This is a genomic window from Microbacterium nanhaiense (assembly GCF_014646015.1).
GTDB lineage: Bacteria > Actinomycetota > Actinomycetes > Actinomycetales > Microbacteriaceae > Microbacterium > Microbacterium nanhaiense.
This window is the reverse complement of record NZ_BMMQ01000012.1, coordinates 14,341-27,675: the sequence shown is the minus strand read 5'-3', so window position 1 is coordinate 27,675 and position 13,335 is coordinate 14,341. Positions and strand designations below refer to the sequence as shown.

Genomic DNA, 13,335 nt, shown 5'->3' with positions numbered 1-13,335 from the left:
GAGTCAGGCGATGGGGTTGTGGACGGTGACGAGCTTGCGCCCGTCGGGGAAGGTCGCCTCGACCTGGACGTCGGTGAGCATCGCGGCGACGCCGTCCATCACCTGATCGCGCGTCAGCACGGAGCGCCCGTCGACCATAAGCTGCTCGACGCCGACGCCCTCGCGGGCGCGCTCGAGCACCCAGGTGCTGAGCAGGGCGACGGCCTCGGGATAGTTCAGGCGGATGCCGCGCGCGAGCCGGTCTCGGGCGACCATGCCCGCCACCGACAGCAGGAGCTTCTCCGTCTCGGAGGGGGTGAAGTTCATCGGTGCGTCCGTTCGGGTCCGCGGGCGGTACCCGATCATCGTGGCCCAGCAACGTTTCGGCGACGTTTCGGGTGCGATCCGGCCCGTCAGCCGATCAGCAGATGGATCCGGCCGGCGCGGTCGAGCCGCTCGATCGGCACGCGGAACACCGGTTCGAGGACCTCGGGTCGCATGACGGCGTCGACCGGGCCGGAGGCCGCCACGGAGCCGCGGTCGAGGAGGACGACGTCGTCGCAGTAGTGCGCCGCGAGATCGAGGTCGTGCAGGACGACGACGCTCGTCACGGCGAGCTCGCGCACGAGGCTCAGGAGGTCGTGCTGCGCGCGGATGTCGAGGTGATTGGTGGGCTCGTCGAGGAGGAGATGCGAGGCCTGTTGCGCCAGAGCCTTGGCGATGAGCACGCGCTGGCGCTCGCCGCCCGAGAGCTCGGAGAAGGGGCGCGATGCGAGCGCGGCCATCCCCACGCGGCGCAGGGAGTCGAGCACGATCCGGTGGTCGGTCTCACCCGGGCGCTGCAACAGGCCGAGATGCGGCGAGCGGCCGAGGAGGACGAGATCGGACACGGTCAGCTCGGTCTCTCCCTCGGTCTCCTGCACGACGACGGCGAGCCGGGACGCGCGCTCGTGCTGCCGCAGCTCCGCGAGCTCGCGCCCATCGACGCGGATCGACCCCTCGGTTCGGATCGAGCGGTACAGGGCCCGGAGGAGCGTGGTCTTCCCGGCGCCGTTGGGCCCCACCAGGCCGAGCACGCGGCCCTCGGATGCGCGCAGATCGACGCCGCTGAGCACGGCCTTCGATCCGAATGCCCAGCCGATGCGCTCCGCCTCGATCACTCGCCGAGCCTCGCCAGGATCTGCTCGAGCCCGTCGATCGTGAGGGGCGTGGCGGGTTCGACGAAGTTGAACAGCAGCGTCATGACCTCGTCGTCCCGGACGGCCCGCAACCCGCCCGCCCCGGGCAGCCGCGTCACCGCGTCCATGACGGCATCGGCGTTGCCGTCGCCGTCGCCGTCGGGGCTCGGTTCGCTGTGCAGCAGGACGAGGGCATCGGGGTCGCGCGTGATCAGCTCCTCCGCCGAGACCTCGAAGACGCGCTCCGAGACGTCCGAGAACACGTTGCGGTACCCGGCGGCCTCCAGCTGCGCGGTGGCCATGCTGCCCGTGCCGTAGGCGTACGTGATGCCGCCCCCGACGGTGGGGAAGAGTACCGCCGCCGTGCGTTCCCGGCCCTCGACCCTCAGGCCGTCGAGGCGCTCGCGCAGGGCTTCGCCGGCCGATGCGGCCTCCTCGCGGCGGTCGAAGATCTCGCCGTAGAGCTCGAGCTGGGCGAAGATGTCGTCGAAGCTCGGTTCCTCGCCCTGGATCTCGCAGAGGGCCGGCTCCTCGATCAGCGGGAGCCCCAGTTCCTCGAGCTGTGCGCGCGGGAGGTTCTCGTTCATGCCGAGCACGATGTCGGGCTCCTGGGCGACGATCTCCTCGGCGGTAATCTGGAGGTGGCCGGACGAATCGACCCGGTCGGTCAGCAGCGGGATCTCCTCGAGCTCGGCGAGGGTCTCGTCGTCGTAGTACCCCGCGGGGTACTGGCCGGCCCGGGCGACGACGTGATCCATCACGTCGATCTCGTGCAGGAAGGGCACGGCCCCGCTGCGCAGCAGCACCGCCCGCTCCGGGGTGCCCTCGAACGAGACCTCGGCTCCGCAGTTCTCGACCGTGAGGGCGTCGGCCCGGGTGTCGGCCAGGGTGTCGGTCAGGGTGTGATCCCGGGCGTCCTCCGACGCGGGCGCGCACGCCGCGAGCGCGACGATGCCCGCCGCGGCGGCGGCCGCGGGGATCCACCTGCGGGCTGCCCGGCGCGCGCTCACGCGACGCTCCGCGTGCGGGCGATGAGGGCGATGAGGAAGGGGGCGCCGATGACGGCGGTGACGATTCCGATGGGGAGCTCCTGAGGGGCGAGGACGTTACGGGCGAGGACATCCGCCCACACGAGCAGCACGGCGCCGAGCAGCGCGGCGACCGGAAACGCGCGGGAGTGCGCGGCGCCCACCATCCGGCGGGCGAGATGTGGGACGACGAGACCCACGAATCCGATGGATCCGGCGACCGACACGAGCACGCCGACGCACAGCGACACGAGCACGAGCAGGATCACGCGAAGGCGCTGCGGCGACAGCCCGAGGCCCATCATCGTCTCGTCACCGATCGCGAGCGCGTCGAATCGGCGGCCGGCGAGGGTGAAGAGCACCGTCGTCGAGGCCACGACGACGAGCGCGGCGACGAGGAGGCCGTCCCAGGCGGCGAGGGAGAGGGATCCGAGCAGCCAGAACATCACCGACCGCGCGCCCTCCGCCGATCCCGCCGCGAAGACGAGGAAGCTCGTGGCGGCGGTGAGCAGGTACCCGACCGTGATCCCCGCGAGGAGGAGGCGGGTCGAGGTCAGCCGGCCCGCCGTGTGCGCGATGACGAAGGCGAGCACGCCCGCCGCGAGCGCCCCGACGAAGGCGCTCCCCGGCAGGGCGATGGCGCCGAGCCCGGCACCGACGCCGAAGAGGATCGCGGCGGCGGCGCCGGTGGAGGCGCCCGAGTTGATCCCGAGGAGGAACGGATCCGCGAGCTCGTTGCGCACCATGGCCTGCATCGCCATGCCGCACACGGCGAGGCCCGCCCCCACGACCGCCCCGAGGACGGCGCGGGGGAGGCGGATCTTCCAGACGATCGCCGTGTCGGCGGCGCTCGAGGCCGATTCGACGCCCCGCAGCTGGGCGTGCAGGATCCCCCACACCTCGGCGAGGGGGATCGAGACGGATCCGATGCACATGGCGCCCGCCAGCGATGCGATGAGAACCGCCCCGAGGAGGGCGGTGGCGGCGGAGGTGCGCCGGCGCTGCAGCAGGATGCCGAGGGCTCGGGCGGCGGAGGGCGTCGAGCGAGCGAGGACCGTCATCGCATGCCTCGCGGTTCGGTGGGGGCTCTCACCGAACCGAGTGTGTCAGGGCGAGGTTTCGCGGAAATTTCGTGGGTCGGCGGGCGGATCCGCCGTCCGCGTGCCTCACCGCTGGCTTTCGCGGACGCGCCACACCTTGTCGTTGAGGCGCTTCGCCCAGCCGGATCCGGGGAACTCGTTCGGTTCCCACGCGCGCAGCTGCGTGCCGGCCGCCAGCGCGCTGGCGAGGAGCATGCGCGAGGGCGGAACGTCCGCGTTCCAGGGCAGGCGCGCCCAGGGGCTGTCCTCCGACATGAGCGCCTCCTGCCGGCTGAGGTCGTGCTGGTCGGTCGAGGCCTCGCCTGCGCCACCCTGCGAGTTCCAGTACCAGCGCCCGAGGCGGAAGGATTCGCCGAGCTCCCGCCAGGATCCGTAGTGCTCGCGGATGTCCGGCACGATCATCATGAGGACATCGGTGGCCTCGGCGTCCGAGAGGTATCCCGTCGTCGCGCCCGCGCGCGCGAGCATCGCGAAGCGCACGAGATCCCAGGCGAGGAAGTCGACCGAGCGGATCCCGCGGTCGTTCGCGCGCACGCGCCGGAAGCGCCACAGGTCCTCCGCACCCTCGTCGCTGTGCTTCGCGCCCTCGCGGAGCTCGGCCTCCTCCGCGCGGGCACCGGCCTCGTCGAGGGCGCCCCACCCGGCGATCTCCGCGCCGAAACGGTCGCGGTGGCCCGAGGTCAGCAGGTCGTACAGCCCGATGAGCATCGACGCCCGGTCAGTGATGCCCCACGCCTCGGCGAGGATCCGGCGCTCCTCGGCCGCGTCGCGGAACCGCAGCACGTCCTGATCGGCGCCGCGGCACAGCGCGAAGGGCGCGCCGAGGGCGATCGCCCAGTGCTCGGGGCGGGATCCGAACGCCTCCGCCTTCGGCGACCAGCGCGGACGGTGATGCGCGGCGAGCGCCTCCGGAGAATCCGCCGGTGCCTGCCCGTGCGCCCTCCGGGCCTGCCGCCGGGCGCGCACCACGGCCGCGACGATCGCGGCGGCGATCAGGATCGCGAGAACGATGTAGAGCAACGGGTTGTCGGAGTCGTTCACGGGATCCCCCAGCGGTGAGCCTTGCCGTCGAGTGACGGTGTGCGAGACATTGTTGCATGCGCCCTCGCGTGTGCGCGCGGCCCCCGCGGGGCTCGGCGGTAGCGTGGCGCCATGGGCTTTTTCGACCTCTTCCGGCGCCGTCCCGAGACCCCCGACGCGGACGCGGCGACGCCGCCCACGGTCGAGCTCGAGGAGCTCGACGAGGCGGCGCGTCAGGCGGTGCTGCCGGGCTTCCTCTCGCGGGTCGAGGCGATCGAGCGGGTGCGCGAGGAGCTCGAACTCGACGACGACGACCCGGCGGCCGAGGCCGCGGTCGATCGGGTCTGGCGGGCGCGCCTCGAGGAGGAGGCGGCGTGGCCGGAGGGTGGATCCGATTACGAGCGCGTCGCCCGCGCCTTCGCCGCGCTGAACGACGAGGGCGTCGTCGCCCGCATGGACTTCACGTGCTGCAACTCGTGCGGAACCACCGAGATCGACGACGAGCGCACGGCGCTGCCGGATCCCGGCGAGGGGTACCGCTACCGCGAGGAGCAGTACGTGTTCTTCCACCAGCAGGATGCCGACCGCCTCGTCGACGAGCCCGCGCAGCTCATGCTGACGTACAGCGCCTGGCGCGCGGCGCGCGACACGGATCCGGAGCTGCTCGCCGCGGCGCGCCGGGGAGACCGCGAGGCCGAAACGCGGATCCGCGAGGAGACCGACCGCAAGGTCGGTGAGCGGGTCGCGGCGGCGCTCGCCGCGGAGGGCCTGACGGTGTCGTGGAACGGCGACCCGGGCCAGCGCCTGGCGGTCGAGATCGCCCACTGGCGCAAGCCGCTACCGCGTTAAGCCGCTGCCGCGTTAAGCCGCTGCCGCGTTAAGCCGCTGCCGCGTTAAGCCGCCTGGGCCTTCTTCCGTTCGCGGTAGGCCTTGGCCTTCATGCGGCTGCCGCAGCTCGCCATCGAGCACCACTCGCGGCGGCGGCCGCGGGAGTGGTCGAGGTAGATCTGGGTGCACACCTCGCGCCCGCACTCGCGGAGGAGGTGCGTCTCGTCGCCGCCCGCGATCTCGATCGTCTCGCGCGCGAGCTGCGAGAGCGCCTGCTCGGCGTCGCCTGCGGCTGTCCACCGCTCGGATCCGAGCTGGATCCGCACGGGCGGCTTCGCCGCGTAGGAGTTCACGAGCTCGATCGCGGCCTGCGGCATGGGCCGACCGTGCAGCCGCGACCAGATGAGCGCGTACGCGGCCTCGCGCAGCTCGATCGCGGAGGCGAGGTCGGCGGCGGTGGCGCCGACGCCCCCGGGGACGAGGCCCGACTCGTCGAACCAGGCGTCGAGCAGCTCGGGCGAGGTGAGGAAGTCGAAGGGCTCGTCGATCCGTCGCGCCCGCAGCGTGCCGATGAAGTCGAGCGCGCGGGTGCCGCAGGGGAATTCGTGAACCATGTCCTCGATTCTATCTCGTTACCCGCTTGACAGGTGACGATTCGGGTGCGAGGCTCGTCACTAGTCAAACCGGTAACTCTCACCGTTCGCTTTCGAAGGAGACGTCATGTCCACCCCCATCTACACCGCAGTCGCCACCTCGACCGGCGAGGGCCGCGAGGGCCAGGTCGCCACGAGCGACGGCACGCTCGAGCTGCAGCTCGCGATGCCGGGCACGAACCTGCCGGGCACCAACCCCGAGCAGCTCTTCGCCGCGGGCTGGTCGGCCTGCTTCCATTCGGCGCTCAAGCTGACGGCGAAGAAGAACAAGGTCGCCCTCGAGGATTCGGCCGTCGTCGCGGAGGTCAGCCTCGTGAACGACCCCGAGAAGGGCTTCGGGCTCAGCGGGGTCCTGCGCGTTGAGGCCGCGGGCATCTCGCAGGACGAGCTCGAGAAGCTCGCCCACGAGGCCGACCAGACCTGCCCCTACTCGAAGGCCGTGCGCGGCAACATCGACGTCACCGTAGAGGTGACCGCGGGCTGATCCGGCGCGCCCGGCGCCCCGTATTCGGTCGGACGCGGGGTGCTCGAGGGTCACGCTCTCGGTGCTGCGCGTGGCGGGCCGCGCCGGTCGTAGCATGAGGCCATGACCGGCTGCGACGCTTCCGGCTGCTGCGCATGACGCCGCGCGACCCCGAGGAACCGGGGCGCGCCGCCAGCACGCTGGAGCTGTTCTTCGACCTGGTGTTCGTGATCGCCGTCAGCGCGGCATCGACGCAACTGCACCACGCGATCTCCGAGGGGCACGCGTCGAGCGGGCTCCTCTCCTACGTGATGGTGTTCTTCGCCATCTGGTGGGCGTGGATGAACTTCAGCTGGTTCGGCACCTCCTTCTCGACGGATGACTGGCTCTACCGCGTCGTCACGATCGTGCAGATGGCGGGAGTGCTGGTGCTCGCGGCGGGCGTCGGGTCGGCCTTCCGTCACGGCGACTGGACGGTCATCGTGATCGGCTACGTCGTGATGCGCATCGCGATGGTGTGCAGTGGCTGCGCGCCTCGCGGACGACGGGCCCGCTGCGCCGGGTCGCCCTCACGTACGCCGCGGGCATCGTGATCACGCAGGTGCTGTGGGTCGGGTTCCTCTTCCTGCCGAAGAGCGTGACGATCCCAGCGTTCGTCGTGCTCGTCATCGCCGAGCTCGCGGTGCCGGTCGTCGCGGAGCGGCGCGACACGACGCCGTGGCACCCGGAGCACATCTCCGAGCGGTACGGCCTCTTCACGCTGATCCTGCTCGGCGAGAGCCTGCTCGCCTCCGCGGGCGCCGTCATCGACGCGCTCGAGGGATCCGGATCGGTCGTCTCGCTGATCTCGATCGCCGCGTTCGCGCTCGTCTCGACCGCGGCGGTGTGGTGGATCTACTTCTGGCCGCCGCACGACCGGGCGTTCACGAGCCTCGCGAGCTCGCTGCGCTACGGCTACGGGCACTTCGTCGTGTTCGCCTCGGCGGGCGCGTTCTCGGCGGGCGTCGGGGTGGAGGTCGACCGCATCAGCGGGGAATCGGAGATCGGCGCGATCTCCGCATCGTTCGTCGTGACGATCCCGATCGCGCTCGTCCTGCTCGGGGTGTGGCTGCTCGCGATCCGCCGCAACGCCGACCGGGTCGTGAACACCGCCGTGCCGCTCGGCGCGGTGCTCGTGCTGCTGGACCCGATCCTGCCGATCCCGATCCTGCCGATCCCGATCGCACTCACCACGATCATTCTCGCGGGCGTCGTGGCGGTGCTGGTGGTGCGGCAGCCGGTCGAGCGCTAACCCGGCCGGCTGCCGCGTCCGCCCGCCGCGTCACTCAGTCGGCGTCGCCGATGAGGGCCTCGGCCTCCTCGAGGGCGCGATCCTCATCGCTCTGCTCGGGGTGGCGCTTGTTGGCGGCCGAGAGCGGGCCGCGCAGCGAGAAGAACAGCACAAGCGCGACGACGAGGGCGGCGGCGCCGAAGACGTAGGCCCAGCTCCAGCCGAAGCTCTGGCCCAGCGCCGAGGCGAACGGGGGAGCCATCGCGCCGCCGAGGAAGCGGATGCCCGAGTATGCCGACGACGCCACGGGGCGCGGCAGGTCGGTGGACTCCATCGACGACTCGGTGAGCACCGTGTTCATGATGCCGAGCACGAGGCCCGACAGCACGATCAGGGCGATGAGCACCGGCACGTACTGCTGCAGGAACACCGCGAGGAGCGTGATCACGAGAAGCGCCGCGAGCCCGGCGCCGACGACCTGCGTGCGCGCGAAGCGGGCCGTCAGGGCGGGCGCGGCGAACACCGAGGTGATGGCGAGGCCGATGCCCCAGCCGCAGAAGGTCAGGCCGATGCCGAGCGCACCGAAGCCCAGCGGGTACGGCGAGACGGCGAGGATCACGAAGAAGGCCATGTTGTAGAAGATCGCGATGAGCCCGAACGACAGCAGCGACGGGTGGCGCAGGCCGCGGAAGGCGGCGAGCGGGCTGGTCTTGCGCTTCGGCACGGATCCGGACTTCAGCATGGTGGCGATCGCGATGAAGGCGATGAGCATGAGCACGGCGGTGCCGATGAACGGCGCGCGCCAAGAGGCCATGCCGAGGAGCCCGCCGACGAGCGGGCCGAGGGCCATGCCGACGCCGAGGGCGGCCTCATAGAGGATGATCGCACCCTCGGCCTCGCGCGCCTCGGAGATGATCGTGGCCAGCGCCGTCGAGATGAACAGGGCGTTGCCGAGACCCCACACGGCGCGGAACGCGATGATCCACGGCACGGAGGGCGACAGGCCCGACGCCAGCGCGAACACGACGATGAGCCCGAGGCCGAGCAGCAGCGTGTTCTTCGCGCCGAGCCGCCCGGAGACCCAGCTCGAGAAGAACATCGCGATGGCGGTGATCAGCAGGTAGGAGGTGAACAGCAGCGAGGTCTGCGACGCGCTCGCGTGCAGCTCTTCGGCGATCGCGGGGAGGATCGGGTCGACGAGGCCGATGCCCATGAACGAGACGGTCGCGGCGAAGGCGACGGCCCAGACGGTGGCGGGCTGGTGCCACCAGCCGCCGCCGTGCCCGTGCGTGCTCGTCTTCGTCTTCGTCGGTGAGGGGGCGGTATCGGCGCTCATCGCGTCTCCTTCCCGGGGGTGACGCGCGCCCCCGACATCAGGGTGGAGAGGATCTCCACGGCGTGCTGCAGCGAGCGGTGCTCGGCCGCGCTGAGGGTGGTGAACGCGGGCAGGAGGTGCTCGACGATCGTGCGCGAGCGCTGCGCGATGAGGGCGCGGCCGGCGTCGGTGATGCTGACGAGCGTCACGCGGGAGTCCTCGGGATCCCGTTCGCGGGTGATCGCGCCGGCGTCGGCGAGGGCGTGCAGGATCTTCGTCATCGCGGGCTGCGAAAGGCGCACCTCGGCCGCGAGGTCGCCGACGCGGCGCGGCCCCGAATCCATCAGCAGCCCGAGCGTGCGGTACTGCGAGGGCGAGTGCTCGCCCGGGGCCTGGATCGCGGCCATCCGGTTGAGCTGCCAGACCTGCTCGAGCAGCGCGGTGAGGGTTGCCCCCGCATCGAGGGCGCGATCGGTGTCGTTCACGCCCTCGATTGTATCACCAAGTTATATAACTTGGAAATGGATCTCTGGTCGGGCGGTCGGAAAGGTCAGGCGGACGGGAACGTCACCCGCGTGAGCTGCTGCGTGAGGTCCCACATCCGCCTCCCATCGTCGGCACCGCGCAGGCGCGAGTAGAGCGTCTGCTCGGCCGGACGGCCGCCCAGCCCGCGGATCCCGTCCGGGCCGAAGAACTTCCCGCCCTGATCCCCGGGCGTGGTCGCGGCCATCAGGGCGGGCAGGCCGGCGCTCGCGACGGTGCCCAGGACACCGAGCCGAGAGAGGAGGGTGATCAGCCCGCGGGCGCGCATCGCCCGGTCCCGGCCGAGCTCGGGGCGCGCGTCGAGCAGGCTCGTCGGAGCGACGCCCGGATGGGACAGGTTCGCGGTGATGCCCCATCCCGCCTCTCTGCTGCGCCGGTCGAGTTCCAGGCCGAACAGGCCGTACGAGATCTTGGAGTGCGAGTAGGCACCCATGCTGTCGTAGCTGCGCTCCCAGTTCGGGTCGTCCCAGTTCACCGCGCCCTGGTTCGCGGCGATGCTGATCTGCAGCGTGACGCGCGCCCGTCCCGCCCGCAGGAGGGGAAGGAGATGCCCGATGAGGGCGGCGTGGCCGAGGTGATTGGTGCCGAACTGCAGCTCGAAGCCGTCCCTCGTCGTCTGGCGCTCGGGCGGGTGCATGACGCCGGCGTTGCCGATGAACACGTGGATCGGCTCGCCCTCGCTCGTCAGCGTTTCGCCAAGGGCCGCGACCGACTCGAGGGACGACAGATCCAGGGTCCGCAGCGTCACGGTCGCCTCCGGGGCGCGTTCGCGGATCGCCGCGAGCGCCGCCTCGCCCTTGCGGGGGTTGCGGACGGGGAGGATCAGCTCGGCGCCCGCGGCGGCGAGGCGGGTCGCGATGACGAGCCCCATGCCGTCGCTGCCCCCGGTGAGGAGGATCCGCGTGCCGTGCAGCGGGGGAATGGCGATATCGATCGGTCGGCGTGGCATGGCGTTCCTGCTTCCTCGTGGTGTCGGGGTCGGAACAAGCCTGTGACAACGGCGCGGCCGGATCCAGTACCTCCCGATCAGTGGCTACGGCAACGCCCCTCGCGGAGAATGGAGGCGACGAGAGGTGGCCCATGGAGACGGACCGGACCGCGTTGGCGGAGTTCCTGCGGCACCGGCGCGAGGCGCTGCAGCCCGAGGACGTGGGGTTGCCGCGCGGGGCGCGCCGGCGCACGAACGGCTTGCGCCGCGAGGAGGTGGCGGCACTGTGTCACATGTCGCCGGACTATTACGCGCGGCTCGAGCGCGGGAGCGGCCCGCACCCGTCGGAGCAGATGACGGCCTCGCTCGCGCAGGGCCTGCACCTGAGCCTGCGCGAGCGCGATCACCTGTTCCGGCTCGCCGGTCACGCGCCGCCGGCGCGCGGGTCCGCGGGTGAGCAGCACGTCTCGCCGGGGCTGCTGCGGATCCTCGACCGCCTGGAGGACACCCCGGCCGAGATCGTCACGGAGCTCGGGGAGACGCTGCGGCAGACGCCGATGGGCGTCGCCCTCACCGGCGACCTCATGTCGTATCGCGGGCCTGCCCGGAGCATCGGATACCGCTGGTTCACCGACCCGGACACGCGATCGCGGTATGCGCCGGAGGATCACGAACGGCTCGGCCGGGTGTTCGCGTCGGGCCTGCGCGAGGTCGTGGCCCGGCGCGGTCCCGCCTCGTATGCAGCCCGCCTCGCGGAGCTCTTGCGCGCGGAGAGCGCCGAGTTCCTCGCGCTCTGGCAGCGCCACGAGGTGGGCATCCGCCCCGCCTCGGCGAAGCGTTTCCTCCACCCCGAGGTCGGGCTCGTGGAGCTGGAGTGTCAGACCCTGGTGGATCCGGAGCAGTCCCACCTCCTGCTCGTCTATGTGACTGCCATATAGCGTTGCAAGAAATGTGCCTCTGAGCGCCGACGTTCACACGTCCTCCCGACTGCCTGCACGCTTCGGTCTACGACCGCGCAGCGCGGCGGAGCCACGATTCGACGCCGGACACGTGGGCAATCGCGAGCGCCTCGGCGAGCTCGGCGTCACCCGCGGCGATCGCGTCGGTCAGCGCACGATGCTCGGCGAGGGTGCGTTCGACGGCCCCCGACTCGGTGAGGCCGCGCCAGACGCGCGCGCGGACGGTCTGACTCGTTAGGCTCTCGAGGAGCCCCGAGAGGTATGTATTGCCGGCGAGCGCGATGATGTCCCGATGGAAGCGCAGGTCGTGCTCGACGAGCGTCTCGATGTCTGCGCCCTCCGGCAGCGATGCGATCTCCCGCTCGAGGTCGCTCACATCCTCAGCCGACGCGCGCTGTGCCGCGAGCGCGGTCGCGTGCGACTCGAGCACGCGCCGTACGCCGAAGATCTCCAGCAGCGAATCGTCGTCGTGCATGTCGGTGACGAACGAGATCGCCTCGAGCAGCAGCGCGGGTTGCAGGCTCGTCACGTAGGTGCCGTCGCCGCGGCGCACGTCAAGTACGCGGATCACCTCGAGCGCCTTCACCGCCTCCCGCATCGAACTGCGCGAGAGCCCGAGCCGCGCAGCCAGCTCCTTCTCCGGAGGCAGGCGATCGCCGGGGCCCAGCTCGCCGCGCACGATCATGTCCTTGATCTTGTCGATCGCCGCGTCCGTGACTGCCATAAGAACGATCTTAGACTGAGACATCCGATGTTCTCCTGACCTCTGAAAGGCAATGATGCCGACCGGACCCGTTCTCGACAGTCATGTGCACGTGTGGGACCCGGCGATCCTCGACTACGCGTGGCTCTCCGGCGACCTCGACCGACGGGACGGTCCCGCCGAGTTCGCGGCGGACGACGGCGGCGAGTCGGTCGACCGCGTGTTCGTGCAGGCGGACTGCGCACCCGAGCAGTCGCTCGCCGAGGCCGACTGGGTGACGACCCTCGCGGAGGAGGCGCGCATCGTCGGCATCGTCGCCGCTGCACCTCTGGAAGCAGGCGCGTCGGTCGTCAGCGACGTGCGCGCCCTGGCGGAACGCGGCCTCGTCATCGGCGTCCGACGGCTGCTGCAGGGGGAGAGTCGGGCTTCGCGGTGACTCCGGAGTTCGTCGCCGGAGCGCGGACGCTGGCGGCCGAGGGGCTCGCGTTCGACGCCTGCGTGCGCTGGACCCAGCTCGCCGACGCCGCCGCGCTCGCCGCGGCGGCCCCGGAGCTGCGCATCGTGCTCGATCACGTCGGCAAGCTGCCGGTCTCGCCAGCGACACGGGGAGACGGCGACGTCGCGCGCTGGGCGGACGGGATCCGTCGCATCGCCGAACGGCCCCGCGTGCACTGCAAGCTGTCGGGGCTGCCTGCTGAATCATCCGATGACTGGACGGGGGACGCGCTGACGCCCTTCCTCGACGTGGCGTTGGAGGCGTTCGGCCCGGACCGGCTCATATACGGCAGCGATTGGCCGGTCTCCGGCCCTGGGGCGGCGGTGGCGTGGATTCGTCTCCGCGTGGGCCGCGGATGTCAGACCGAGACCGGGTGCACCCGCAGGCCGGCCATACCGCCGTCGACTTCGATGGCGGTCCCGGTCGTGGAACCCGATGCGGGGCTCACGAGATAGCGCACGGCGGCGACCTCGTCGGGCTGGACGAGCCGCCCATGCGGCTGTCGCGCCTCGAGCGCGGCACGCTCGGCGGCAGGGTCCTCGGCGCCGTCGAGCAGGCGATCGACCCACGCTGTGCCGACGGTGCCTGGGCAGACGGCGTTGACGCGGATGCCCTCGCGGACGTGGTCGGCCGCCATGGCGCGCGTGAGCGCGAGCACCGCGCCCTTCGATGCGCTGTAGAGCGCGCGGTCGGGCAGCCCGGCCGTCGCCGCGATGGAGGCCGTGTTGCACACCGCAGCGGCGGATGACCGCCGGAGCTAGGGGAGCGCGGCGCTCGTCACGCGCGCGATCCCGGTGACGTTGATGGACAGGACGCGCGCCCACTCGTCGTCCGTGTTCGCGCTCGCGTCGCCCGTCGCGCCGATGCCGGCG

15 protein-coding genes and 2 pseudogenes are annotated in these 13,335 nt (G+C 71.5%); 6 read left to right on the top strand and 11 right to left on the bottom strand.

Annotation, left to right across the window (positions count from 1 at the left end):
• Positions 1–3 precede the first annotated feature (3 nt).
• The 5 genes from IEX05_RS14280 to IEX05_RS14260 form a co-directional block, all read right to left on the bottom strand.
• Complete coding sequence (locus tag IEX05_RS14280; RefSeq protein ID WP_188703016.1) at positions 4–306, bottom strand: urease subunit gamma; 303 nt, start codon at positions 304–306, stop codon at positions 4–6.
• A gap of 86 nt (positions 307–392) precedes the next feature.
• Positions 393–1,139 carry an ABC transporter ATP-binding protein gene (locus IEX05_RS14275; protein WP_188703014.1) on the bottom strand — a complete coding sequence of 249 codons (747 nt, stop codon included), beginning with the start codon at positions 1,137–1,139 and terminating at the stop codon, positions 393–395.
• Positions 1,136–2,167 carry an ABC transporter substrate-binding protein gene (locus IEX05_RS14270; RefSeq protein WP_188703012.1) on the bottom strand — a complete coding sequence of 344 codons (1,032 nt, stop codon included), beginning with the start codon at positions 2,165–2,167 and terminating at the stop codon, positions 1,136–1,138. Before IEX05_RS14270 ends, IEX05_RS14275 begins: the two co-directional genes overlap by 4 nt.
• Positions 2,164–3,246: a FecCD family ABC transporter permease gene (locus IEX05_RS14265; protein WP_188703010.1), complete on the bottom strand. Its 1,083-nt coding sequence runs from the start codon at positions 3,244–3,246 to the stop codon at positions 2,164–2,166. Before IEX05_RS14265 ends, IEX05_RS14270 begins: the two co-directional genes overlap by 4 nt.
• Positions 3,247–3,351: 105 nt before the next feature.
• Positions 3,352–4,326: a DUF1266 domain-containing protein gene (locus tag IEX05_RS14260; RefSeq protein ID WP_188703008.1), complete on the bottom strand. Its 975-nt coding sequence runs from the start codon at positions 4,324–4,326 to the stop codon at positions 3,352–3,354.
• A 111-nt stretch (positions 4,327–4,437) separates the two neighbouring features.
• On the opposite strand from IEX05_RS14260, the gene IEX05_RS14255 reads away from it, so the two are divergent.
• Entirely contained in the window at positions 4,438–5,154 is a 717-nt protein-coding gene (locus IEX05_RS14255) for a DUF6891 domain-containing protein (protein WP_188703005.1), read from the top strand.
• A gap of 44 nt (positions 5,155–5,198) precedes the next feature.
• On the opposite strand, the gene IEX05_RS14250 is transcribed toward IEX05_RS14255, so the two are convergent.
• Positions 5,199–5,747, bottom strand: coding sequence for a CGNR zinc finger domain-containing protein (locus IEX05_RS14250; RefSeq protein ID WP_188703003.1), 549 nt, complete (start codon positions 5,745–5,747; stop codon positions 5,199–5,201).
• Between the two features lie 106 nt (positions 5,748–5,853).
• Here IEX05_RS14250 and IEX05_RS14245 point away from each other — a divergent pair, with 106 nt between their 5' ends.
• Positions 5,854–6,270: an organic hydroperoxide resistance protein gene (locus IEX05_RS14245; RefSeq protein ID WP_188703001.1), complete on the top strand. Its 417-nt coding sequence runs from the start codon at positions 5,854–5,856 to the stop codon at positions 6,268–6,270.
• A 134-nt stretch (positions 6,271–6,404) separates the two neighbouring features.
• Positions 6,405–7,540: pseudogene (locus IEX05_RS14240) on the top strand (low temperature requirement protein A).
• 34 nt (positions 7,541–7,574) lie between these two features.
• Here the strand turns inward: IEX05_RS14240 and IEX05_RS14235 are convergent.
• The 3 genes from IEX05_RS14235 to IEX05_RS14225 form a co-directional block, all read right to left on the bottom strand.
• Entirely contained in the window at positions 7,575–8,855 is a 1,281-nt protein-coding gene (locus IEX05_RS14235) for an MFS transporter (RefSeq protein ID WP_188702999.1), read from the bottom strand.
• On the bottom strand, positions 8,852–9,319 hold the full coding sequence (locus tag IEX05_RS14230; protein WP_188702997.1) for a MarR family winged helix-turn-helix transcriptional regulator: 468 nt from the start codon (positions 9,317–9,319) through the stop codon (positions 8,852–8,854). Before IEX05_RS14230 ends, IEX05_RS14235 begins: the two co-directional genes overlap by 4 nt.
• Before the next feature lie 65 nt (positions 9,320–9,384).
• Positions 9,385–10,326 (bottom strand): SDR family oxidoreductase, encoded by a 942-nt coding sequence (locus IEX05_RS14225; protein ID WP_188702995.1) that lies wholly within the window; start codon positions 10,324–10,326, stop codon positions 9,385–9,387.
• Between the two features lie 131 nt (positions 10,327–10,457).
• On the opposite strand from IEX05_RS14225, the gene IEX05_RS14220 reads away from it, so the two are divergent.
• Positions 10,458–11,243: a helix-turn-helix transcriptional regulator gene (locus tag IEX05_RS14220; RefSeq protein ID WP_188702994.1), complete on the top strand. Its 786-nt coding sequence runs from the start codon at positions 10,458–10,460 to the stop codon at positions 11,241–11,243.
• 67 nt (positions 11,244–11,310) lie between these two features.
• Here IEX05_RS14220 and IEX05_RS14215 read toward each other — a convergent pair whose 3' ends face one another.
• Complete coding sequence (locus tag IEX05_RS14215; RefSeq protein WP_188702992.1) at positions 11,311–11,988, bottom strand: FadR/GntR family transcriptional regulator; 678 nt, start codon at positions 11,986–11,988, stop codon at positions 11,311–11,313.
• 52 nt (positions 11,989–12,040) lie between these two features.
• Here IEX05_RS14215 and IEX05_RS14210 point away from each other — a divergent pair, with 52 nt between their 5' ends.
• Positions 12,041–12,403: a hypothetical protein gene (locus IEX05_RS14210; protein ID WP_229661350.1), complete on the top strand. Its 363-nt coding sequence runs from the start codon at positions 12,041–12,043 to the stop codon at positions 12,401–12,403.
• Complete coding sequence (locus IEX05_RS14205; protein ID WP_188702987.1) at positions 12,400–12,918, top strand: amidohydrolase family protein; 519 nt, start codon at positions 12,400–12,402, stop codon at positions 12,916–12,918. The genes IEX05_RS14210 and IEX05_RS14205 overlap by 4 nt, the downstream gene beginning before the upstream one ends.
• Here IEX05_RS14205 and IEX05_RS14200 read toward each other — a convergent pair.
• Positions 12,822–13,334 (bottom strand): annotated as a pseudogene (locus IEX05_RS14200) (SDR family NAD(P)-dependent oxidoreductase); the annotation flags it as partial. The gene IEX05_RS14205 and the pseudogene IEX05_RS14200 overlap by 97 nt on opposite strands.
• Position 13,335: the final 1 nt, after the last annotated feature.

Coding starts and splice junctions, on each gene's coding strand:
- IEX05_RS14255 (WP_188703005.1), top strand. CDS start 4,438: ATGGGCTTTTTCGACCTCTTCCGGCGCCGTCCCGAGACCCCCGACGCG.
- IEX05_RS14215 (WP_188702992.1), bottom strand. CDS start 11,988: ATGGCAGTCACGGACGCGGCGATCGACAAGATCAAGGACATGATCGTG.
- IEX05_RS14235 (WP_188702999.1), bottom strand. CDS start 8,855: ATGAGCGCCGATACCGCCCCCTCACCGACGAAGACGAAGACGAGCACG.
- IEX05_RS14245 (WP_188703001.1), top strand. CDS start 5,854: ATGTCCACCCCCATCTACACCGCAGTCGCCACCTCGACCGGCGAGGGC.
- IEX05_RS14220 (WP_188702994.1), top strand. CDS start 10,458: ATGGAGACGGACCGGACCGCGTTGGCGGAGTTCCTGCGGCACCGGCGC.
- IEX05_RS14250 (WP_188703003.1), bottom strand. CDS start 5,747: ATGGTTCACGAATTCCCCTGCGGCACCCGCGCGCTCGACTTCATCGGC.
- IEX05_RS14280 (WP_188703016.1), bottom strand. CDS start 306: ATGAACTTCACCCCCTCCGAGACGGAGAAGCTCCTGCTGTCGGTGGCG.
- IEX05_RS14265 (WP_188703010.1), bottom strand. CDS start 3,246: ATGACGGTCCTCGCTCGCTCGACGCCCTCCGCCGCCCGAGCCCTCGGC.
- IEX05_RS14210 (WP_229661350.1), top strand. CDS start 12,041: ATGATGCCGACCGGACCCGTTCTCGACAGTCATGTGCACGTGTGGGAC.
- IEX05_RS14225 (WP_188702995.1), bottom strand. CDS start 10,326: ATGCCACGCCGACCGATCGATATCGCCATTCCCCCGCTGCACGGCACG.